The 23,905-nt window shown below is 53.7% G+C and carries 13 protein-coding genes; 2 read left to right on the forward strand and 11 right to left on the reverse strand.

Annotation, left to right across the window (positions count from 1 at the left end; genetic code table 11):
- Nucleotides 1-74: 74 nt before the first annotated feature.
- The gene (locus tag JSS75_10810; GenBank protein MBS1904186.1) at nt 75-4,307 is read left to right on the forward strand and encodes a choice-of-anchor D domain-containing protein; all 4,233 of its coding nucleotides are present in this window, start codon (nt 75-77) and stop codon (nt 4,305-4,307) included.
- On the opposite strand, the gene JSS75_10815 is transcribed toward JSS75_10810, so the two are convergent.
- Complete coding sequence (locus JSS75_10815) at nt 4,308-4,937, reverse strand: leucyl/phenylalanyl-tRNA--protein transferase (protein ID MBS1904187.1); 630 nt, start codon at nt 4,935-4,937, stop codon at nt 4,308-4,310.
- On the reverse strand, nt 4,934-6,313 hold the full coding sequence (locus JSS75_10820; protein MBS1904188.1) for an OmpA family protein: 1,380 nt from the start codon (nt 6,311-6,313) through the stop codon (nt 4,934-4,936). The genes JSS75_10815 and JSS75_10820 overlap by 4 nt, the downstream gene beginning before the upstream one ends.
- A gap of 97 nt (nt 6,314-6,410) precedes the next feature.
- Here JSS75_10820 and JSS75_10825 point away from each other — a divergent pair, with 97 nt between their 5' ends.
- On the forward strand, nt 6,411-8,189 hold the full coding sequence (locus tag JSS75_10825; protein ID MBS1904189.1) for a T9SS type A sorting domain-containing protein: 1,779 nt from the start codon (nt 6,411-6,413) through the stop codon (nt 8,187-8,189).
- A 10-nt stretch (nt 8,190-8,199) separates the two neighbouring features.
- On the opposite strand, the gene JSS75_10830 is transcribed toward JSS75_10825, so the two are convergent.
- The 9 genes from JSS75_10830 to JSS75_10870 all read right to left on the reverse strand — a co-directional run bounded on the left by JSS75_10830 (nt 8,200) and on the right by JSS75_10870 (nt 23,896).
- A complete protein-coding gene (locus JSS75_10830; GenBank protein MBS1904190.1) occupies nt 8,200-10,266 on the reverse strand; it encodes a hypothetical protein in 2,067 nt (688 codons plus the stop codon).
- Nucleotides 10,267-10,354: 88 nt separating this feature from the next.
- Complete coding sequence (locus JSS75_10835) at nt 10,355-12,904, reverse strand: T9SS type A sorting domain-containing protein (protein MBS1904191.1); 2,550 nt, start codon at nt 12,902-12,904, stop codon at nt 10,355-10,357.
- Nucleotides 12,905-13,116: 212 nt separating this feature from the next.
- The gene (locus JSS75_10840) at nt 13,117-15,042 is read right to left on the reverse strand and encodes a 1-deoxy-D-xylulose-5-phosphate synthase (GenBank protein ID MBS1904192.1); all 1,926 of its coding nucleotides are present in this window, start codon (nt 15,040-15,042) and stop codon (nt 13,117-13,119) included.
- 6 nt (nt 15,043-15,048) lie between these two features.
- A complete protein-coding gene (xseB, locus tag JSS75_10845) occupies nt 15,049-15,303 on the reverse strand; it encodes an exodeoxyribonuclease VII small subunit (protein MBS1904193.1) in 255 nt (84 codons plus the stop codon).
- A gap of 202 nt (nt 15,304-15,505) precedes the next feature.
- Nucleotides 15,506-16,756, reverse strand: a complete 1,251-nt coding sequence (xseA, locus tag JSS75_10850; GenBank protein ID MBS1904194.1) for an exodeoxyribonuclease VII large subunit — start codon at nt 16,754-16,756, stop codon at nt 15,506-15,508.
- Between the two features lie 3 nt (nt 16,757-16,759).
- On the reverse strand, nt 16,760-17,599 hold the full coding sequence (locus JSS75_10855) for a T9SS type A sorting domain-containing protein (protein MBS1904195.1): 840 nt from the start codon (nt 17,597-17,599) through the stop codon (nt 16,760-16,762).
- Between the two features lie 91 nt (nt 17,600-17,690).
- Nucleotides 17,691-20,561 (reverse strand): T9SS type A sorting domain-containing protein, encoded by a 2,871-nt coding sequence (locus JSS75_10860; protein ID MBS1904196.1) that lies wholly within the window; start codon nt 20,559-20,561, stop codon nt 17,691-17,693.
- A 99-nt stretch (nt 20,562-20,660) separates the two neighbouring features.
- Nucleotides 20,661-21,938, reverse strand: a complete 1,278-nt coding sequence (locus JSS75_10865) for a hypothetical protein (GenBank protein MBS1904197.1) — start codon at nt 21,936-21,938, stop codon at nt 20,661-20,663.
- Between the two features lie 71 nt (nt 21,939-22,009).
- The gene (locus JSS75_10870; GenBank protein MBS1904198.1) at nt 22,010-23,896 is read right to left on the reverse strand and encodes a T9SS type A sorting domain-containing protein; all 1,887 of its coding nucleotides are present in this window, start codon (nt 23,894-23,896) and stop codon (nt 22,010-22,012) included.
- Nucleotides 23,897-23,905 lie beyond the last annotated feature (9 nt).

The following is a 23,905-nucleotide window of genomic DNA, read 5'->3' on the forward strand; positions in this document are numbered from 1 at the left end:
TGCTCCTGCACCTCGACCTGGCCCTTAAATCTAGGTATCGGGGACCGTGGATTCAAGCTAATTCGTCGAAGATCGTGCACCTGACCAGACCGTATTCGCGCGCACGGCGCATCTCCATATTTGCCGCCGTCTTATTGCTGTCCTGCTACGCAGTGCAGATCGGTGCGCAACCAAAATGGCGCATCTCCACGCCTCGCGATACGGTCAATGTTGACGCCAAAGGCAATGTAGCCAACGGGAAGATCCAGCTCTCAGCCGGCACCGATTTCTACCTGCAGATCAGCGGCACCTACAGTTTCTGGCAGTCTCAGCCTTCGAGCGGTGTCGATGCCGACTATACCTACAAAGTACCGAGTTGGAATATCTTCTCCCCGCTCCAAAATCCCCCGACATATAACTCCTCCCTCTTCGATTGGGGACTCTGGATCGACAATACAGTCACCCGCGGATACTATAAGAGTTTTTCCCCGTCCGACGCCTACCAAAGTTCGCACGTCTATACGTTGCGTATTCCGAGCCAAGCGAACAGACTTGCATTTCGCATCAAAGCGCCCTCGCAGGCATATTATAACAGTGCCTCCGGCGGACTCACGATCCGAAGTGCCCGCTGGACTGCCGGTATTGCCATCGAGAGCACCGTGCTTGATTTCGGCTCCGTGCTCGTCGGGCAGCCATCGATCAAGATCGACTCGATCGCCAGCTACGGCATCGATCCGCTGCAAGTCGATAGCGTCGTCGTTCGTGCCATCAGTCCTGCGAACAATTCCGTCTTTACAGTCGTATCCGAAAAGGGCAACAAGTTCACGCTGCCGAACGAATCGGCAAATGCATTTCGCGTGACGGCACAGCCGGATACCACCGGGCAGATCGTTAGCGAACTGCTTGTGTATTCCCATAACGCCGATGCAAACAATCGCATCGTCCGCGTCAACCTGCGAGTCACCGGCGTAGCGCCAAAACTGGGTGTCGGCCCCGACTCGATCAATTTCGGCCTCGTTCGCATCGGAACGAACCCATTCGGCAAGGCATACGTCGCGAACACCGGCAGCAGCGTATTGAAGGTGACAAGTGCAACCCTCCTTCCTGCCCCTCCTCCTACAGACACCGGAGTGTTCAGCGTCGATCCTAAGAAAGTGATCCCCTTCGATGTATTTAGTGGCGACATCGGTCAGATCAAGGTCTATTTCAATCCAAAAAAACGCGAGCATTACCACGGCAAACTGTATGTCAAAGGCATCGGCGTACCGTCCGATTCCGTCGACCTTCAGGGTGACGGTGCAGAACCTATCCCCCAGCTTTCTGCGCGAACCTTGGATTATGGTCTGGTTTATAAGGACGATGATTCGACCCAGCAGCTGACATTGCATAACGCCGGCGACTGGCCCTGTACCGTGGACAGCGCATATATCACCGGGACTGCAAAGGCCGCATATTCATTCGCTCCGTCGGACGTGTCGTTCTTTCTTCGATCGGATTCAACCCGTGGCTTCGATATCACGCTGCATGCAGGCGCCGGCGTACAAGGATATTTATACGACGCATACTTTGTACTGTTGTACGACGACAATACAAAAGATTCGGTTCATCTCACCGGCATCGAAAAAGAGCCACTGCTGTCGTATGGCTCGAAGGAGTTTGATTTCGGGAAGGTAAAAGTCGGAGCTTCGTCGACGAAGCAAGTCACTACGGTTCACAATACGAGCGCCAACACAACGGCGTCGATATGGGACCAGTATGTCAGTCCCATCGATCAATATTTCTCACAAGCGGTATTATTGCCAAAAACGATCGCTCCGAATGCGACCCTCCCGCTGATGGCAACGTTCGCTCCGCTCGGACCGGGCGCCTTTCAGGCATACATCGTCACCAACACGGCGGGGAAACGGGATTCTATTCACTTGCTTGGTATCGGAGCCGTTGCAAAAGCCATCTTCAATCCGAGCCCAATGGCATACGGCATCGTGAAGTCGGATTCGGCAGATACACTCATCTCGATTCTCCATGATTCCGGCGATTATCCGCTCAACGTGATTCGTATCGAAATCACCGGCACCGATGCAAAAGATTTTTCCGTACTGTACCAAACGAACGGAAAGACGCCGGTGCTGCCCTATACGATCCAGGAAGATACTACCATGCCGATCGAAGTACGATTCGTGACGCATGCCCGTACCGGCTTGGTACACCGTGCAACACTCTGTGTGTACTATGACGACTCGACAAGCGACTGCATTCCGCTCGAAGCGATCGAGGAGGCACAATATCTGCAGTTCGGCCAGACATCCGTTGACTTCGGAAAGGTTCGTGTCAAGACTACCGCACTGCAAAATGCGATCTTCAAAAATTATTCCGGCAAACCACTCTCGGTCGATTCGGTATCCGTTACCGGCAACGCCTTCCGCGTCTTGAATCAACTCGGACCAGTAGCATCGCGCGATAGCGGCGCCGTCGGCGTTACCTTCACGCCGGCTACACGAGGACCGTACGTCGGCTACCTCACCGGACGTGGCGGCGACTTCCGTACCGATTCCATCCAGGTTCGTGGCACCGGTGTAGCTCCAATCCCAGCATTTTTGCCTGATACCGTGATCGATTTCGGCATCGTCCAACTCGGAGCGCCGAATTCGAAACCCCTGTCGCTGCTGAACATCGGCGACTTTAAGTTACACGCAACCGATATCCGCATCATCGGTGATCCGTATGGCGAGTTCTCCTATGCGAAGCTGAGCGGCTTCGATCCGACTCAGGATACGGTCGACGTCAATGCGTCGCCGTCTCAATATCTGGTGACGTTCACCCCGTCGCAGCCGCTTGTGTTTCATACGGCGCGTTTGCTCTTTACCTTCGACGACAGTTCGCAACGCATTATTGTCCTCAAAGGCTACGACGAATCTCCGTATCTGGTGCTCGATGTCGATACGCTGAACTTCGGCAAGGTCAGGATCGGCAGTGCACCGAGCGACAGCATTCGGTTAGTCAGTACGTCGCACGATACGCTGACGGCGTATAATGTGTCGCTTAACGGCGCTGTGGAATTTACGGCGGCCCCGTTGGCGTCGACCATGCCCGTCCCGCCTCGCACCCTTTTCGGAATCGCGGTAACTTTCAAGCCACTGACGATCGGCTCCTTTGCGGCGCGGCTGACAATGATCAACGATTCGTCGCGGCATCCGGATACCACATTCATTTATGGTGTCGGTGCAAAAGCGATCCCGACGTTCCTTGCGGATTCTGCGACACACATCGATACGCTCGACTTTGGCGCGATGTTTAATGGATATAGTGCCACTCGAACAATCATGCTTGCAGACAGCGGCAACTGGGAAATCAACACCCTCAGCTCGACGCCGACCGGAGCCAATGCCGGTGATTTCACGCCTAACTTCCCCCAACAGTTTACGATTGCACCGGGGGGCGGGCGCACGATCTCGATCACATACAAAGCCTCGACCGCATTTCAAGCAGGGGCGCGTACTGCGAAGATCGACTTCATCATGGACGATAGCTCGACGTTCACGCTCTACCTCAAGGCACAGGACATTCCGCCGATCCCCGTCCAACTCAAATTCGACAATATGTCGATGCGACCGGCCGATGTCGTATATCCGAATCTGCGTCTGCGTTCGACCGTGCCCGATTCTCTGAAGCTCAATCATCTTTCGGGTGTTGTCACGTGGGATCCTGCCGTCGCGGCCATGCTTGGCGCGAGCGTGAGTCCGCAATTGCAGACCCAGTCGAGCACCTGGACACTCGTACAGGCACCGAACGACCCGCCGGGACAACTTACCTACGATCTCTACGATAGCCTTGGAAGCGGACATTTATCCGCTCCGTCATCGCTTATCCGAATGAAATTCAAAGCAACGGCCAATGCAAAGACCGGCGCGCAAACGACGCTCACGCATTCGGTCGTTTCTTTCCCCTACAGAAATGAAGTCACTCCGCTTGAAACGCAGGGTGTACTCATCGTTGACGATGTCTGTGGGAATACGCATCTGGTCGCCAACGGAAGTTCTACCGCGAACTTCATCGAGATGAATATGCCGAATCCGTTCGGAGCAAGCGCAGAGAATGACGTAACCACGATCCCATTCAACGTCGGATCGGATGGGACGTCCGTTACCATTCGCATTCTCGACGTCACCGGTGCGGAAGTATCGCGACCGATCGATCACCAGAGCTTTGCCCACGGATTTTATAATCTGCAACTCTCAGGCCAGGAGCTGCCGAATAGCGGCGTGTACTTCTATGAGTTCAAGGCTGGCGCCGATGCACCGGTTGTCAGAAAGATGCTGGTCACGAAGTGATCAATCTCCGACCGTTTCACGAGGCATTTGTTCCCAGTGCGCCTCGTGGCGGAGGGCATCGTCCAGAAGGCGCATATACTCGGTTTGACTGACCGTGTAGAGTCCGAACTGCTTTAGATGCTCACTTTCCATCTGTGCGTCGAGTACTCGGAATCCTCCTACCCGAAGCCGCTCGACAAGCGAAACTAACGCAACCTGCGACGCATACGGACGTCTGCTGAACATCGATTCGCCGCAGAACGCCGCGCCGAGCACCAGACCGTATAACCCTCCGACCAATTCATCGCCGTCGAACACTTCGATCGAATGCGCGATCCCCATCTCGTGCAGACGACAATAGAGGCCGATCAGCTCTTCGGAGATCCATATTTCATCCGGAGCTCGATCGCCGTGTCGCGAACACCCTCGCATAACTGCCTCGAACGCAAGGTCGGATGTGACGCGAAACGAAGATGAGGCGATGAATTTGGCGAGTGATTTTCGGACCGCGAACCGTTCGTCGAGTGGAATAATACCACGCGGATCGTAATGGTAGAATCCGATCTCGCCGTGGATGCCGGCAGCCATTGGGAAATATCCTGCGCGGTAGGCGCCAACGATCAACTCAGGCGTGATCGCATCCCGACTCATTTGGCAAGAATCAAGAACTCGATACGACGATTGAGTCTGCGCCCTTCTTCGGTGGAGTTGGTGGCGATCGGTCGGGTATCGCCGTAACCTGCAACTTCGAGTCTCGACGGTTGAATGCCGCTGCCGATCAGATAATTTCGCACTGCTTCTGCGCGTTTTTGCGAGAGCTCCATATTCTTCTCATGCGGCCCGGTCGAATCGGCATGACCTTCGATCCGCAGCTTCATCGTCGGACGAACAAAGAGCAAGCGGACGACACGTTCGAGCTCTTCGATAAATTCCTGTGCAAGCGACGCCTGGTTTGGCTGGAACAGCAGGTCTTCGAATACAAATCGTTTCCCTTCGTCGAGCGCCTGAAGTTTTCGTGAGGCGAGCGGCGATTGATCGTCGCTGCGAAGAATATCGAGCCGGACGCTGTCGGGAGCGAGCGTCGATTGCGAAAGATACCGCAGGGCATACAGGCTCGTGATGTTCGACGCGACTTGCGTAATCACGCTATCGAACGGCTTGTGAATATCGAAACTGGCGCCTTCGGTCGCACCGGACATTTGCTGGTATTCCGTGAATTCGGGCGGGGTGATCGTGATCAGTTTTATTTCATGATCATACAGAAACTCACCCATTGAGGCTGTCGTGAAATCCGTGGTGCCGTCGCCATGCTCGCCTTTGAGATGATATTGGGCATCGGAAATGACGATCGCTAACTTTAACGCGATATTGCGCATCGGCATCTTGGTGGCCGCATGTATTCCTTCGAGCGCATTTTCTTTGATATCGCCCCCTCCCATCGCTTCGATATCGCTGATCCACTTTTCGAACTCGGCAATATCTTCGGTCATGTGCGGACTCACCCAGTCGATGGTATCGCTGAAACGGACTAAACCGAGACGGAAGTCGAATCCATGTGTACGCAGTTGTTCGGAGAATCGGCGGACGTTATCTTTCACCGTCGCGATCAGATCGCGCATCGATGCGGTTTGATCGATGACGAAGACGATATCGACCGGGACACGGTTCGATGCACTGATCAGATCGAGCGAGATGATCGGCCGCTGGATCCCATTCTCCATGACGATCATATCCTCTTTCTTCAGATTGCCGACGAACGCATTGTGATCGTTGAGGGCGCTGAAGATGACGCTCATTTGCGGGAAGTGCGTAATATCGACACTCTTGATTTCGAAGAAGACATTCCCCTTTATGCTGTGCAAACCGGACCCACCTCTGTGCCGGGATACCGAGTCGCGTCTGTGGGAAACCTCCTGGGCGTTGGCACGGGACAGGAGCCCGAGCGTCGCAAGCAACGCCAGTAACACTATATGATAGAATGGTTTGCGCAAGAGCGTCGTCGGCAGTCTTCGATCTGGGATACCCATACAACCCAAAAACTCGCCCAATGTTACACAAAAGTAGAAGAACTCTTTCGAGATTGCATTTGAAACTCTTTACGTGAGCGTGTGTCTTTGGAATAGAATGATAACTCGGATATCGACCATCGTTTTATTGGTACTGCTCGGTACCGCCTCACTGGCGAGCTCCGCGTGGAAACAGGTCGTCCGATTCAAACAACCGGCATCGTGTGCATTCTTCTTCGACGCATCGCACGGATTGGTCGGCCTCGGTTCGATCAATCTTGATAAGCAATCACGCACCGGCATTTATTTGACGACCGATGCCGGGCTTTCTTGGACGCAGTGTGCAATTCCGTCGAATATCGGTGCGATCACTTCGATCTATATGCAATCGAAAACCGTCGGGTATGCCTCCGTCATGTTCGGCCCGTATGCACTGTTACAGACGATCGACGGCGGCCTTACATGGAACGGGATCAAGAATCAGGACGGATTTGGGAGCACCTGTGTGTATGCGACCCCTACCGCGATCACGATGACAAGCTGGTTTGCGACCGGCGGTTCGTCAATCAATGGCGGACAAACGTTTTCCCAAGTGCTTTTTAGCCAGGACAACTCCGACCGAAGTAATGGCATCGACTTTCTCGACGATCGCAACGGAGTCGTCACTATGGGGCCGGATGCCACTCGGTGGACCGCCCCCGATTCGTACACATATTATACGACCGACGGCGGAGTCACGTGGAAGCGTGGGGGCATGCTCTATGAATCGTGGGGAGTGTATGCCGACAAACAAACTGGCAATTACTTCTCCATGGCCGAAGATGCAGCCAACAATCCAGGGAATACACTCTACTGGTCTCGTGACGGAGGAAAATCCTGGAGCGCACGATACGGCTTCAACAAGCTCGAATTCACAGGCCACATTGCCGGGGTTGGGAAGACGATGTATGTTCAAACCGCAGTCTCGAATTTGGGCAACATGGGTTTGTACCGCTCGGATGACGATGGCGCGACGTGGCATCGTGTCTTCGGGCCATCCAACACTCGCGACAGCAGATTCTTTGTGACCGGCTGCCGAGGCGAAGTCGTGTATGCATTCGATAATACAGGCGGCGTGTGGCTTACCACCGATGGTGGCGATGGCACGCTTATTCCCGCCCCATATATCGGCGCGATCAATGCTGTGCGTGCCGGACAAAGCACACTGATCCCGATCAAGTACGATACCCTGACCGTCCCGACGATCATTCCAGAACTCGCCGGAAGCATCCTCCTCAATGATAATCTTCTCACACCCGATTCTCTGGAGTTCACCGGTTCGCAATTCGCCGATAGCGTCAGCTTCGATACGATCTACCGCTCGCAAACGGGCGTGTGGTCGTATGACATCAAATTCAAACCGAAGACCAAGCTTACCGGGTCGTCCACGCTTCCGATGTTTCAGATACGCGCTCGAGCGTATCTGACCGATACGAACCATACGACGGTCGATCTCGGGCCTATGTTTATTGTGAACGGTTCGATTTCAACGGAGCTGATGGACTGCCCGACAATACAGGGATCCGTCAACGGGGCGTTCGATCTGTTAATGGCATGCGGCGATACTACGTTATATCAGTATCTCCGTGGGGTATCCGTTCAGACAATGTTCTCGGTGTACCCCAACCCCGCGCGAGATATGATTACGCTCAGCGGCCAATTACCTGCTGCAATGAGTATGCAAGTAACGTTCTACTCCGAGGACGGACGCGAGGTCAGTGCCACCGAGTTCTCCCACGCTGCAGGGCATCTTGAGCAACACATTTCTACGAACGCGCTGCCGGCCGGTTCGTATCTGATGCAGATCCGTACCGTACTTGGCGGCACATATACGCTCAAAGTGAATATCGAGCGTTGATCTGCTATCGTTAGCGGGCTACTCTGACTTTCGTCGTCAATACGGATTCATCGCCAACGTATCGCACCAAGTAGACTCCGTCTGCAATATCGCTTGTCGATAAAGTCCCTTCCTGTATCCCAGCTCCGAACGTGAGCGTTCGGAGGGTTCGTCCGAGTATATCCACGAGATCGAGACGACCGGTCGATCCATGCAAACCTGTGACCGAACAGAGAATGCTGCGGCTGCCATTGTCATACCGAGCATGAAGCTCGCTCGCAACATTGTTGGTAGATGCAGGCACCGAAAGTTGCGGATCAAAATGCAACTGATGGAAATTCAGGATCACCGCCTCATTATCGAACCCGAGCGAATCAATCGTATACGGATATGACTGAGCAAACAGTTGGTCGCGCTGGGTATTTTGCAATACGATTGTATCTTTCTGCGTGCCGTGGTACACAAAGAATCGTACCGGCATCGTGAAATGATCTCGAGTCGTTTGGCTCTGAACGATATGGACATTCAACATTCCCGCTGGCGACTGTCCCCAACCGATATCATACACCGGATGCCCGGGACCGTAGATCCACTCATCGATAAATTCGGTAAGATCCATGCCAAGCTCCGAGCTCATGACCCGCTTGAAGTCCTCCGTCGTCGCTGTGGAATATGCGAAGGTATCGGTATAATCGCGCAACGCTTTGAAAAAGAGTGCGTCGTTGTTTACCTGCCGACGTAGCATGTGAATAACTGACCCGGCCTTTGAGTAAAATAGGAGGGTCGTTGGCAAACCGAACATATCATCCGCTCCAGGCGGATCGTAGATCGGAACGGTGCTGTCTGCCGAATTGGAGTACAGGTATTGGTTTGCTGCATTCTGCATAGTACTGACATACCACCCATCTCCACCCCATCCTTCAGTCCAGATTGCCTCCGAGAACGTTGCAAAGCCTTCGTTCAGCCAAATGTCCTTGAACGTCTCGCACGTCACTTTGTCGCCAAACCAGTGATGTGCCATTTCGTGAGCCATCCCTTGTTCATCGTCCGTTCGGATCCATACACGATTGACTGAGGTGATCGACTGATGTTCCTGTCCGCCGGCCCAAAACTGTTGCAGCACCACTTGCCCATACTTTTTGAATGGGTAATCGCCATATCGCGATTCGAAGTTGGACATGATCGATGCCGTATTCCGGAACGAGTGACGCGCATTGTACCACGATCCGTCGGTGATACTGTCTTGCAAATAATCTTCCGGCCAGGCATAGTACACGAGCGGCACGGTATCGGCGGGGTTACTCAAACGATGATACGTATCTCCCCAAACCGTATAGACGCTTGCGTCCGCAACCATCAAATACGTCGCGATCGGTCGGTCGCTGCGCCAGTGCCAGCGGGTTGAGTTGGCATCGTAGGCGGTCTTCTCGATCAGGTCGCCGTTCGATGCGGTGGTAATGCCATTGGGTGCGATGATCGTGATATCCGCATCGGCTTTGTCATACGGCAAGTCCACGCACGGCATCCACGACCGCGCATCGAGCGGTTCGCTCATCGTGTACATAATATCCTCGGCGATGCGCACCGTATCGTTCCCATTCAACGTACCGACGAACTGACCTTTCGGATAGAAATACGCTCCTCGTTGGGTGGTATTTGTGCGATGATATGCAATCGACACGACAATGTCCGTCCCAACCTGACGAAACGAAGCATCGATCGGGATCACAAGCGTTTCGTTCGTATCCGGTTGGGGCACGGGCGATACGGCAATCCCGTTCACGGTCACAGTATCGATCGTCATCAGCGCTGCATCGAGCGTAATACTCGGGACCGCATCGAGTAATCGAAGCGTGATAATATTCTTTGCGGCAAACTGTTGCGACTTGATCTCGAATGCGTGACGCCAATCGAGCGTAAGATCGTATTTACGTACGTCAAATGGGCGCTTCGGCAGCGTCGGGAATGCCTGCGGTCGTTCGATCGGCGCGCCATAGAGGAACACCGAGTTGCTGCGGGTCGTCGAGTGCGCATCGCGCACCAGTGACATCGCAAGCAGAAGGCATACAATACTTGAAGACAGGGTTCGTATGTTCATAGCCGATCTAGTAAAAAGGAAAAGACACCTGACGCACTTCCTTGGGGGAAAGAACATCAGGTGTCTTGGGGAAACTCAAGAGTTTGTATTAGTCGATGACGAGTTTCGACGAAATCGTCCGGCCGGACGAGACGAGCATCACAACATACGTGCCGCTTGCAAGTCCCTCCCGCGAGAAGCTGAGGACATGCGAACCTGCCGGATAATAGTTCTTGTCAAGGACTTTGACCTCCCGCCCGAGCATATCGAACATCCGCAATTCTGCGTATCCCTCGGACGGTGTGGTGAAGCGTATCGTTGCTGTCGAAGCAGACATCGGGTTCGGCGAGATTGCGTCGATGCTCAATCCGCTGGCAGCAGTTGCAGACGTCACGCCATTGATCTGCGACATATCGAGGTAATACAACCCGCGGCCATACGTCGACGCCAACAGGTAATTGCCTTTGATCTTCAACGATGAAGCGCGTGTATACGGCATGCCGTTCGTCAGCGGATACCAAGTTACGCCGCCATCCTCGGAATAGAGTACGCCGTTATCGCTGCCGACGAAAATGCGATTCGTCGGGGCATCGTAGGCAACCGACCAACATGGAATCCCGACAAGCTGCGTGCTCGGGGTCGTCCACGTTGCACCGCCGTCTACGCTTGCATAAAAATGTTTGAAGCTCGCGCTGGTCCCTTGAGTAACCGCCCAAACTCGGTTATGGTCGTGCGGATCGGAAGTGATCCCGGTAACAAGCTCACCGCCGGCACCGACGATCTTACTCTGCCATGTCGCACCGAAATCGGTGCTCCGATAGACCGCAATACCCGAACCGGCGAACATGTACGTCGGGTCCTGTTTGGAAAGGTGGATCGTGTACGTTTGCGTGATCGACTTATCACTATGGTGGTCGTTAAATGCATCCGCTCCACCGTTCATCGAGACCCAAATGTGGCTATTCCCGCCGTAGGCGATGACAGAACCATCGGATGAGACGTCGTACGCCGGATAAAACGGGGCGCCCTCTCCGTTACCAGGTTGATTGCCGACGTCATCCCGATAGAGACCTGCATTTGCTTGGACAAGATTGGTCGCTCCGAACGTTTTTCCGCTGTCGAGAGACTTATAGAAGCTCGAGTAGACATACGTCGTGTACGCGATGCTTCCGTCATCCGGCGAGATCCAGGTGCGGCCACCGTCGCCGCTGCGTGTCAGGTGATACTCGGCAGCTCCGATAGGAGCACGCAATGTCCCGTTATCCTGGCATCCACCAAGAGTGTACGTCAAGTTCTTATCGGCGTCGGCTCCGACAAATTGGAATGTCGAGATCCCGAGGTTCATATCTGTCTGCCACGAGGAGAGGTTCGTCGTCTTGGCAAGTCCGCCATCGGTACATGCCCACAACGTAGAATTGTCTGCAAAGACCAGATTGTGAATATCTGCATGGACGTAGCTGCTGCTTGTCGGTGCTGCAACCCAATCACTGATCTTCTGGTACGACTTACCGCTATTACCAACTTTGTATACATCCAATCCACCAACGAAAATCTGTGTTGGCACCGTTGGGCGTACCGCGATCGCGTTACACCATTCCTGCTGATTGCCCAATGGATTCGGCGAGCCAGATACCGTTGGGTCGAACTGACTCATCATTGTCCAGCTGACACCGGAATCCTGAGACATCCAAATTCCAAGTGTTTGACGAGTCGAGCCGTTGCCGATAGAGGCATACACGATCGACGGATCTGACGGAGCGACTGCAACCGAAATGCGGCCGAAACTGGTCTTGCTCGGTGCCGTCAGGCCTGTGGTACACTTTGTCCAAGTGTCGCCATAATCAGAAGAACGATAGATCGATCCGAAGCCCGAAAGGTACAGCCGATTGGGTGCTATTGCTGCATACGAGATCGAAAGCGCCACCACCGGTATGCTCACACTCTTCCACGTCGCTCCGCCATCCTCTGTCTTTAACAAAGCATTGGCTCCGCTACTGCCGGTCGCCACATACACTCGCTGTGGGTTTGTAGCATCGACAAGAATCTGCGAACAGTAGTATCCTTTCGTAACGTCTACAACTTTGGTCCAGTTATTTCCACCATCGGTAGATTTATACAAACCAGCCCCATAGAGATCCTGATATCCGTCCCCCTGCGATTCGCCAGTGCCCGCATAGACAATATCATGGTTGGTAGGGTCGATGGCGATCGAGCCGAAGTTGGTGGTTGGCAGACGATCGGAAAGATTGATCCAATTCACCGGCCGCGCAGAAATGTCCGTCGTTTTCCATATGCCGCCGCTGGCAGCAGCGATATATACAAAGTTCGGATTTGCAGGGTCGATCGCCATTGCACGGATACGCCCGCTGCTGTGACCATCGGCGCTCGAACCGATGCTAACCCATGCTGCAGAATTGAGCGTCTTGAACCGTGTGCGGTTCTGTAGTTGCTGCATCGCCTCGAACGCCTTGCGCTCGATGACCGCAAGATCCTTCTCATCGCCGGCTGTCCGGATCGAATTCCAATACTGGTTACGAGCTTTCTCCAATGCCCCGTCGTCATAACGGTCATTACCCTGCTCGACTAACTCTTGTGCACGAGACACCCCAACGCTACCGATACAGAGCAGTGCTGCAAACAATAAAAAATGCTTCGTCATGAATATTTGCACTCCAAGAATGGTACAATAATACTAATACACTTTCATGGGAGATAAGTTCTAACGAGCGAATTCACGGCGAGAAGTTTTTTGGGAGCGCAGATGGGGAATTAGGGGCGCTTCGGTGAGAGAGATAACCTGTTGAATCCCTCCCATTTATAAACGCCTCTGGACACCAAAGTTACAGACAACCCGGAAAAAAGAGCAAAATTCTAAGAAAATAGTTTTCTGGCCGTTTGCTCGCTTCGGACAAACCCGCGGATGGATTCACGGATTCCTTCCCTTGTAAGTCCTTCATCCTTAAGTAATTCCGACGGCGCGCCGTGCTCGACGAAGTGATCGGCAAGACCAAGCATTTTTATCCGCGGAGACAACCCCTTTGCAGCGTAGAATTCCGCTACAGCGCTTCCAAAGCCCCCCAAGACCACATTTTCCTCCAAAGTGACCACCACCGAGAAACGGTGTGCCAAGCCTTCAAGGAGTGCCTCATCGAGCGGTTTGACGAATCGTGCATTGGCAACGGCGACTGAAATCCCCTCATGAGCCAAGTCCTCAGCAGCTTTCATCGCTTCGTAGAGTAACGGACCGACCCCGACGACCACGACGTCTGTCCCGTCGCGGAGCATCTCGCCCTGAGCGATCGCAACGGCATTGAAACCAGAGGCTGCCAGCGGGACACCAATCCCGCTTCCGCGGGGGTAGCGCAACGCAACGGGCCCCTTGCGGTACTCTGTCGCCGTATAGAGCATATCGCGCAACTCCTGCTCATCCTTTGGCACCATGATCGTCATGTTGGGGATCAGGCGCATGTACGACAGATCGAACATCCCATGGTGGGTATGTCCGTCCGCCCCTACCAAGCCGCCACGATCCAACGCGAAGACGACGTTCAAATTTTGAATGCAGACGTCATGGATCACCTGATCGAACGCTCGTTGCAGGAAGGTCGAGTAGATCGCGCACACCGGCGTGAACCCCTGTGTGGCCATGCCTGCGGCAAAAGTCACCGCATGCTGTTCGGCAATTCCTACATCGAAGAACCGCTCCGGCATTTCCTTCTGGAGGATATTAAGACCGGTGCCGTCCGGCATGGCAGCCGTGATGCCGACGACCTTCGGATTTTCTGCGGCGATCTCCAACAACGCGTTGCCGAACACCTTGGTATAATCCGGCGGCGCCGGTGTCGTTACCGGCTTAGCGATTGCCGCGCCGGTTAGTTTATCGAACGCTCCGCCGGCTGCGTGGTATCGCTGGACGTGCGATTCTGCCGGGGCGTAGCCTTTGCCTTTCTCGGAAATCACATGCAGCAGGATCGGGCCCTTCTGGTCCTTCACGAATCGAAGCATCTCGACAAGCTTCGTCACATTATGCCCATTGATGGGGCCAAAATATCGGAATCCGAGTGCTTCGAAGAGCATCCCCGGTGTAAAGGTCGCCTTCAAGCCGTCGATAAGCTTGCTGCCTGCCGTGCGAATACGGTCACCGGTGTGATCCCAGATCTTGTCCTTGATCCGGCGCAATGCCGGATTCGTGATCACATCGTTAAAATAGTTGTGTACCGACCAGACATTCGGTGCAATCGACATCCGATTGTCATTGAGAATGACGATGACATCCTTTTTAAGAAGGCCGCAATTATTGAGCGCTTCGTAGGCCATTCCGCCCGTCATTGAGCCGTCACCGATGATTGCAACGACCTTGTAATCAGCTCCATCGAAATCGCGGGCGGTGGCCATCCCGAGTGCGGCACTGATCGAGGTAGAGGCGTGCCCCGCTCCGAAGGTATCGTATTCGCTTTCGTCCATGCGAAGGAACGGAGCAAGTCCATCCTTCTTGCGGATCGTATGGAGCCGCTCTTTGCGGCCCGTCAGGATCTTGTGCGGATAGGTTTGATGCCCGACATCCCACACGAGTTTATCGTTCGGGGTATCGAAGACATAGTGAAGCGCGACCGTCAGTTCGACGACGCCGAGCCCGGCACCAAAATGACCGCCGACCTTTGAGATCGTATCGACTAAATATTCGCGGACATCCGACGACACGGCGCGCAGTTCGGATTCCGGCATGGCCCGCAGGTCAGCAGGAACCGAGATCTTCTGTAGGTGCGGGTACTGATCGAACGATACGTCTTCTGCCATGAATTACTACTCCTGTTCATCGAACGGCGAGGTCTCGAACGATGCGAGCTCCTCGTGCACTTTCGAAAGCGTCTGGACCTTCAGTTCGGCTTTTTTGAGCGTTTCTGCAAGTTTCGAGGCAAGGAGCGTCCCTTCCTCATAGAGCCGGAGCATCTCTTCGAGCGGGATGTTGCCCGATTCCAACCGTTCAACAATCTCGCCGAGATGCTCGAATTCCTTCTCAAAGCCGGCAAAATCGCTTCCGGCGCTATTCTTTGCCATAGTGGTGCTAAAACAGTACGAGCCAGGGAGGGGTTCGTTACAGCCCTATTTAGTCGCGGCTCCGTTTTGAATGGTTTACGCAGCGGTCATTCTGAGCAAAGCGAAGAATCTCTTCGGCGTAGCCCCACTACGTTTCATCAAGGGATTCTTCGCTTCGCTCAGAATGACGCCGGTAAACAGCGTGCAGGAGCAACTACTCCTATTATATACGGCGAATCCGAATGCTTCCCCCATGGATATGGGCGGTCGCTTCTCCATCGACCGCAAGTTGCTCCGGCTGTGTTACGACAGCGCCGTCAGGGCGCTGCAGGATCGCATAGCCGCGCTCCAAGACCCCTTTCGGATCAAGAGCTCGCAGGGTCGAACGATCGCGATCCAATCGAAGGATAGCCAGTTCGACGGCACGATCGGCCTGTAGCTTGGCGCTCGAGGCCATACGTGTTACATCCGTGATACGGTCTTCGAGTGCGCGAGAAAGAACATACTTCAGACCATAGCCGGCGCTATGGGATACAAGCTCGCTGCGAAGGGACGAAAGTTGTGTGCTCGTCTGGTCTTGAATGGCAGAAGCGAACCCAGTAATGGTCCGTACAAGTTCGTTACGGTCCGGCGTGATCAACTCCGCGGCTGCTGTCGGAGTGGGAGCTCTCAGATCGGCAACAAAATCGGCAATAGTCACATCGACTTCATGTCCGACGGCGCTAACCACAGGAATTGCCGAGGCGAATATTGCCCGAGCGACTGCTTCCTCGTTGAATGTCCATAGGTCTTCGAGCGACCCGCCTCCGCGTCCGACGATCAATACATCCGGTCGATCGGCAGCAGGCAGACTATTGAACTCCCGAATTGCCTGCGCAACCTGCAGCTCGCTTCCGACTCCCTGTACCGCTGCCGGCCGTAACAACACGTCTGCGATCGGATAACGCCGGCGAAGGACAGTAAGAATATCGTGGATTGCTGCACCGGTCGCACTGGTAACGATGCCGATGCGTTTCGGAAACTTGGGCAGAAGACGCTTCCTCGATTCGTCGAACAATCCTTCTGCTTTCAGCGAGGCAAAGAGTTTTTCAAACGCAAGCTGTAAGGCACCAACCCCGACCGGTCGTACCTGAAATACATCGAGTTGGTAATTCCCTCGCGGCGGATAGACCGTCAACCTGCCTCGACACACAATGTGCTGGCCGGAAGCAATATCAAACGAGGCAGATCGCGATTTCCAAAACACGCATGAAATCTGCGCGTCCTGATCTTTGAGCGTCCAGTATCGATGCCCGGAACGATGATGGAGGAAATTCGAGATCTCGCCTTCGACGGTCACATCGAGAAATGTCGTCTCGAGGAGGTCGCGGATCTGCTTCGTAAGCCCCGCGACGGTCAACGTGATTGCACGCTCATCTTTCTGCGTGCTGACCGCGGAGGTGAATAGATCTTCTGCCGGCGGTTGCGTGATCACAGCCTATTGGACGATCAGCCTACGGATATAGAGATTCCCGTTTTCTCGATTACGAATAGTGACCGTATATGTCCCGGCAGGTACTGAGGAAACACTATTCGGCAGACGGTTTGCCCCTACATCGGCAAGGAGATCATACTGACGAATAACCCGGCCGACTGCATCGATCATGCTAATAGTATACCGACCTGCTTCAGAGAGCCACACATGTGCGCCTCCGGTTGCATTGAGCACTGTCGGATAGATTGCACAGGTACTGTTGCTTTCCGTCGGTTCTACACCGAGAGTATCCTGATTGTATAGCAGTGTGATAATCGTCTGACGGTACTTGCCCAGCCGGAATGTATCCATTGGGATATTGAATTCCCCGGTCTTGGTCATATCGAGCGTTGCATGGTCAGGTTTTTCCGAAGAGGCCAGATACATATGCTTAATGATCGGCGGGATCGAGGACTGGTCCCACGATAGTTTCGCAGTAGTGGCAACATTTGCGATTAGATCGACCTCATAGCGAAGTTCAAACCCTCCGCTGGAGGGTTTCTTGCGGACATCAATATAACAACCCGATCCAAGATTCGCCCGATTGATCGCTCGACCGCTGAATCTGCAGTCGACATCACCGAAATCATTTGACGGCACTTCGACCATTCCTTCCGGATATTCAGGCATCGCCCATCGAGCAGGGAAATCGAACGAATCACTTGCGGTAGGATCATAGCCCATATAGAGTGGGTGTGCCCAGGGCGTACCGTCCACTGTATATGTTAATTTCAGCTTGAACTCCTGGGCATGAGCAACGCCAGCAAGCAGGATAATTGAAAGCAGAAGAAATATTCGGCGCATAAGTATGACTCCTATAAATCAGAAGCGGTAGTTAGTATTACTACTAACTACCGCTTCGGAAAAAGATTTCACGTAAGCTCGCGAAAGCGGCTTAGTGAGCGATCGTGACCTTCTGCGTCTGGCTGAAGTTGCCGGCGTGGATCGTGAAGAAGTACGTGCCTTCTGCAAGCTTCGAGCCGTCGATCTGCACCTGATGCGAACCCGCAGCAACCGTCGCATTGACGAGCTTCGAGACTTCCTGACCGAGCGCATTCGTGAGTGTGACGTTCACGAACATTTCCGTCGGGACGCTGTAGGTGAAGTTCGAGATGCTGCTTGCCGGATTCGGGTAAGCAGACTCGAGAGAGAAGCCGTTTGCGGCAACGGTCGTCGAACCCTTGAGGGCAACGATAACCGTCTTGACGCTTGCGTCGCGAATGACGACCGAGCCCTTGCCGTTGACCGAACCGATCACGTTACCCGTGAGATCGCGAACTTCGACAGTACCGTTGAGGTTCTCGAAGTTCATCGTCACAGGATAATCGGTCGACGAGATCTTCACTGCCTGCGCTTCGGAGCCAGTAACGATGTTGCCGTTGTTCGCCGTGAAGCGAGCATCGAACGACATGAAAGCCGGCGGCATTTCGTAGTGCGATGCCGGCTGAGCGTTCTCTGCATTACCGAAGTAGAGATCCTGAGCATTCTGAGCCGCATCGCGAACCGTTACTTTCACGAGCTCGCTCTTGAGCTGTGCCGTCGGATCAGCAATGTTCTTGCAACCTTCGTTCGTCACGCCATGGACATTGTAGAAGCCCTCATCCGAGACCTTTACGAAATAGCCATGACCCGGGACGATATACCCAACCGTCTGGTAGCCATGACCCGGAACGTACTCGAAGTACTCCGAAAGCGGATTCGGGTTGCTGCCAGCGACCGGCGTGAAGAAGATATAACCCTTACTCGGATCGGTGCACACCGGGGTGCTGCAACCGCCGACGCTGTTCCAACCAGCATGAATGCGGAGGTTTGAAACATTGTACGAGCGGGTACCGGCCACGAGATTGTCGTTACCAATGACCGAGCCGTAGTGGATCATATATCCACGACCGAACTCAAGCTGGTTCGCAGCCGTCCAACCTGCGTTGGATGCATACGAAAATGCAGGGCCTGTTGCGTTCGGGAAGATCGTTGCCGGCGACTGGTCCGGAGCGACAACCGGGAGCGACACGAAGTTCCAAGCCTGCTTCTGCAGCTCGGCGAACTGGCCCTTCGTACCACGAGTGTATTCGATAATGAAGCTCGTGATGCTCGGATCGCGGAGCACGATGCAACGCTGACCACCAACCGGTGTTGCTTCACGCATATTGAACGAGAAGTTGCCACCGTTGAGGATATCGCGGATAACGACACGTGATCCTTCCGGAAGATCCGTCGGATCGAGACATACCGTGATCGGGTAGCACAACGGGCCGCCGCTGCCGAAGGTCACCTTGTAGAGGATCGTCGAATCCGTCGTATTCGAACGAATGTCGCGAAGCGTACCAAGGAAGTTCGGGTTCTGATACTCCGGATCCGCATTCGGATTGAGCGGCTCGAAGTATGCATAGCAACGCTGGGTGGTATCCGGGTTGCTCTGAGCGAGAGCGCGGTCACCGACCGTGAACTCGGTCTCACCATAGAGAAGATCGATGCCTTCCGAAGCACCGGCACCGGTACCAAACACGAGCGTACGCGTGCAGGTTGGGGTGCAGGAGTTCGTGATGTTCAAACGGATACCCGTTCCGCCAGCCTCGCTCGGTTCATCCGGACGGGCACGGACAACAAACATCACGCGGATACGAGCCGGCGAGTTCGATGCACCATCGCTGGTGAGAGTGACATATCCATAGTACACACCCGGCAACAAACCAGCCGGATTAGCCGTGATCCAGAGATTAACTTCCTGTGAGGAAATTGACCCCGGATAGTCGATCTTCTGAATGAAGATCGAGTGCTGACCACCGTTCGATGACGTACCAACCGTCAACCAATCCTGATCGGTTGTGATGGTAACGTTCGTCAAGCGGGTAGAAGCAACGGCATCACGAAGCTGAATATTGATCGACGGCGGCTGTGCGTTAGGATCCGTCGGGTCGAATACGAGCGTCGGCAACAGGTCATAGTTCTTGTTATCCTGGGTCGAGAATACCGAGAACGGACGGAATTCAAACGCCGGCTGTGCTGTGATATAGACCGGAAGCTGACCACGCTGGTACAAGCGGTGACCCGCAAGGTTGCCACGACGCCAGTTGTTCGGATCGTACTGCGGATCGCCGAGGTGATCGGCGAACACAGCTGAATCGAGCTGCATGATCGTCGTATTGACGGTCCAGTTCGGGATAATCTTAAATCGAATGTAGAGCAACACCTGATCCGAGTCGACGGCCGGGATCGGGCTTAACGGAAGCGGAACCTCGCTCGCACCCGTCACACGGATGATACGATGGAACGGGTTTGTGGTGTCATTTGCTGATTGCTCAGTGTAGCGGAAATAGAACGGAGCAGCGAGCGTCGGGCTCGATGCTGAGCTCTTATCCGGCCCGAGGGTCACGATCGGCGAACCGTGTGCCGGGTCGTCATCAAGCATGACAGCCTGGTTCGGGTAGTGAAGTTGGAAGGAGAAGCTACGGATCGGCACAAGGAACTGGCCGTCAACGCCCGAGATACGGGAGTTATCGTCCTTCCACGTACCATCCTTCGTGTTCGGGTTCTTGAGCGGATCGGCGACATTATAAATGAACACCGGCACAAGGAAATACCGAGCACCACCCGGGAGTGCATCCGGGACGAGATAGTTACCGTCCTGGTAGTAGGTCTCCTGGTTGATCGAAATGAATGGATACGGGGTATAATTGAACAACTGAGCAAAAGACGACCCAGCGCTCAGAATGACCCCCAACAGTGCTATCGCGAAGATAGCTGCAAAGCTGGTACGCTTACGCATTGCCGATTTCTCCTTCGTAATTGATGAATTTACAATCATAGGTCTATACTAAAAACTTTCTATCCGCGTCCTTGTTACGCGCGGTTTTCAACAATATAGTCAGTGAACGACTGAAATTCTAAATACTTGTTCTACTTCGCCCCGTTCATTGGTGATTCGAACTATGAAACAGCCTGACGCCGGAATCCGCATATCTGCACTATTCGTCCCTGCAATCATCGCTTGTTCGATGAGACGGCCACCCAGATCATAAAGATCGGCGGTACTGTGCATATCGACATCCAACGAACGACGAACGAGGTGCGCTATCCCATGCTCAACAGCAATGCTCCAACGATTACCTGATTCGTCTGATCTGACCGACGCATTCGATGTATCTCGCATACCTTCGACGCACACTGCGCCGAGATGATACCCAACCTGAGAGACGAGCTCGTCAGGATTTGTCACTTGAAAATTTGGTGCGGAGATCACGGAGCACAATGTGTCGCTACGTTTCTTCGCGCTGAGAACGATCGCGAAAAGATACTCGACTGAATGAATCGGGATCGTTGACGCATATCGAACACGAAGCGTATCTCCGGACATTGAGCTGGATATTGTCGAACTTGTCACACTAGGCATCACCTGTAAAAGGCGTACTGCCGATGTATCGATGATACATTGGAAGTCCGCCGATCGCACAGAGGCACTATCGCCCCCGACTAGCGAAACACCAGAGGATCCAACAGAATCCGATCGTAGTTGTACCGAATCGATAACAACGGTTATTGGAAATCGCTTAGGCGTTGGCGTCGATGTTGTATCCAACACCGCGACGGCTACCGGCCCCCATCCGAGATCCGGATTCCCAGATGCCCCCTCAATGATCACAGTGTCAATACCACTATTAACGCTCGTATCGGCAGATTTCCCCGCGTCAACTTTAGAAATCAACACCGAGGCAGAATCGGCGAGCGTATTCTTTACCAGCGCGCGATATTGAAACAGGATATGCTTGCTCGTATCGAATGTCGACCCCGATGCAAGGGCGATCACAGTCAGATGCCCACTTGCACCATCGTAGGTCGCCTGATGGTAGGCGGCATTCGCTGCAACAGATGCATCGAAGATTGCCTTATTGTCACCGACCGGCTCGAAACCTATCACTGAATTTTGCAGAACCATATCCACCTGATAGCTATGAAAGCGACTCGGCTTCGGGCACTGCAATCGACAGTATACGCTGAAGATCGAATCAGCCGGCAAATTCGCCTGCTTAATGATCTTCTTTTCGAACCGCAGGAAGAGCACATTCTTCCCGCTAAACTGGGATCTACTACTACCAACACCAACCATCGTCAGAAGGAGGAGGGCCAGTGTGATAGTTTTGTTCACTGTCTATTTGTCAAAGAACGTAATGTCTGGCTCCCGATGTCATAACATCGGGAGCCAGACGAAAACAACTATTACTGCATCAGGTTGATCTTACCGACCAACACCGACGAACCCGCCGACAAGTTGTAGTAGTATACACCTGCGGGGACAACCGCACCACTATTATCATGACCATCCCACTGGATCGAGTGCGAACCGGCGGAGAATGTCTGACCTGCAGTGATCGTGCGAACTTCCTTACCGAGCAGATCGAAGATCTTTGCGGTAACGACATTCGATTCGCTCATGGAGAAGTGAACCGTGGTCGCAGCGTCGGCCGAGACACTGAACGGATTCGGAGCGACTTTCTCGACCGAGAAATTCGTAGCCGAAGCCGATGTCACATCCATTTCAAGAGCGGAGCGCTGAGCCGGATATGCCTGGTCATTAATCGAAATGTTATTCAGCTCGATCGACGTCGGAACATGCGTATCGTTGGAAACGAACTCGAGGTAACCGAGCACGTCGCCTTCTGCAAATTGTCCCGTAGCAGCAAATGCAACTTTACCCGACTTCGCATTACCATAGATCATTCCGACCTTGGTCTGCGTACCGGCAAACTCGAGTGCCGACGGATTGTTCGAAGCAACATTGCACTCCAAGCTGACTGCGCCGTTGACAGAGCCATGCAGGACGAGCGGCACCATAATCGTACGGTCGTTCATCACTGCCTGCTTTACATCAGCTTGAATCGAAGCGATGTTCGTCTCTGCACCGGCCGCTTCCTTCCAGGACGGAAGAACGTGGAGCCACGGCAGGAACGGGATCTTCGCAGCAAGATAGGTCAGGATGTACGCAGCATCGTACGGGGTCACACGGTAAAAGAAATACGGTGCGAACTGCGGATTCTGGTACTGTCCGTTGTGATTACAATCCCCATGGAAGGCGTTACGACCTTCGACACTATCGAGCGGCGGATATGCCTGTGCGGTAGCGCCAAGAATAAGGTCAGCGTCCGCAATCGTTACGAAACGGTTCTGATTATTGACAACCTTCGGATCGAAGCTCGTGAGCTGAGTAAGGTCGGCATCACCATCACCCCACTGTGCCAACGTACCGCGACCTTCGGGATCGAAAGAAATCACGCGGCCGGGCAAGCAGCTCGCCGGCGGCCAGCAGGTCGTCAACGAGTCCGTGTTTGTACGGGCCGGGTTCTCTCCGTCGACCAACGACGGGAACAGGCCGTTCATAAAGCTGTAGCCGGTGCTATCATCGATACCAACCGTGCAGCCCTGCGTCTTGACGTTGCCGAGATTACCGATTGGTCCATAGTGGAACTGAATCGTGGCGCGATGGTCGGGAAGATCAAGATCATTCGCCATCGAGTTTTCAACGATTTGAATCTGGAACGTTGCAATCGAGTTCGGATTGCTCTTATCGTTGATGTTCAGATTCTTCCATTCCAAGATAAAAGTATGAAGAAACGAGCCTGGAGCTGCGTTCGGATTCGGATCGGGAACACTGTTGGTCGTGTACCAGATCACGGTCGGCGTGTACCCAGCCGGCTTATCGGCAAGCGTACGATAGATATGGTCGCCGAAGAACGGAGCAAGCGTATTGTTTGGCTCGTTCGGCAAGAAAATGTAGTACTTGTCGTGCGTGATTACCGGACGATCGCGATGTCCTACGGTGGCCCAACCATTCACACAGACATTAACCGTGTTATAGCTATTGCCATTGTAGTCAAACGTAAATCCAGTCGGAACGTCGTTTGCCACACCGTCATCGAGATCGACGACGCCAGCAAACGTCTTAAAGTCCAGGATATTAATGACCGTCCCGTTCGGAAGCGGGTTATAGAAGGCATTCTCAATGCCCATATTGAAATCTGCCCAGATCTGTGCATGAGACTGACCGGCGAGCGTGCCGACCAGGGCTACACAAACCGCAAGGCCCAAGATCCGCTTGAAGAGCTTCATATTCGATAT

This window comes from Bacteroidota bacterium, assembly GCA_018266755.1.
GTDB lineage: Bacteria > Bacteroidota > Ignavibacteria > Palsa-1295 > Palsa-1295 > JAFDZW01.

What these genes read in the sequence shown, in the direction of transcription:
- JSS75_10870 (MBS1904198.1), bottom strand. Translation starts at nt 23,896, where the DNA reads ATGAAGCTCTTCAAGCGGATCTTGGGCCTTGCGGTTTGTGTAGCCCTG.
- JSS75_10820 (MBS1904188.1), bottom strand. Translation starts at nt 6,313, where the DNA reads ATGGGTATCCCAGATCGAAGACTGCCGACGACGCTCTTGCGCAAACCA.
- JSS75_10840 (MBS1904192.1), bottom strand. Translation starts at nt 15,042, where the DNA reads ATGGCAGAAGACGTATCGTTCGATCAGTACCCGCACCTACAGAAGATC.
- xseB (MBS1904193.1), bottom strand. Translation starts at nt 15,303, where the DNA reads ATGGCAAAGAATAGCGCCGGAAGCGATTTTGCCGGCTTTGAGAAGGAA.
- JSS75_10835 (MBS1904191.1), bottom strand. Translation starts at nt 12,904, where the DNA reads ATGACGAAGCATTTTTTATTGTTTGCAGCACTGCTCTGTATCGGTAGC.
- JSS75_10815 (MBS1904187.1), bottom strand. Translation starts at nt 4,937, where the DNA reads ATGAGTCGGGATGCGATCACGCCTGAGTTGATCGTTGGCGCCTACCGC.
- JSS75_10860 (MBS1904196.1), bottom strand. Translation starts at nt 20,561, where the DNA reads ATGCGTAAGCGTACCAGCTTTGCAGCTATCTTCGCGATAGCACTGTTG.
- JSS75_10825 (MBS1904189.1), top strand. Translation starts at nt 6,411, where the DNA reads ATGATAACTCGGATATCGACCATCGTTTTATTGGTACTGCTCGGTACC.
- JSS75_10830 (MBS1904190.1), bottom strand. Translation starts at nt 10,266, where the DNA reads ATGAACATACGAACCCTGTCTTCAAGTATTGTATGCCTTCTGCTTGCG.
- JSS75_10855 (MBS1904195.1), bottom strand. Translation starts at nt 17,599, where the DNA reads ATGCGCCGAATATTTCTTCTGCTTTCAATTATCCTGCTTGCTGGCGTT.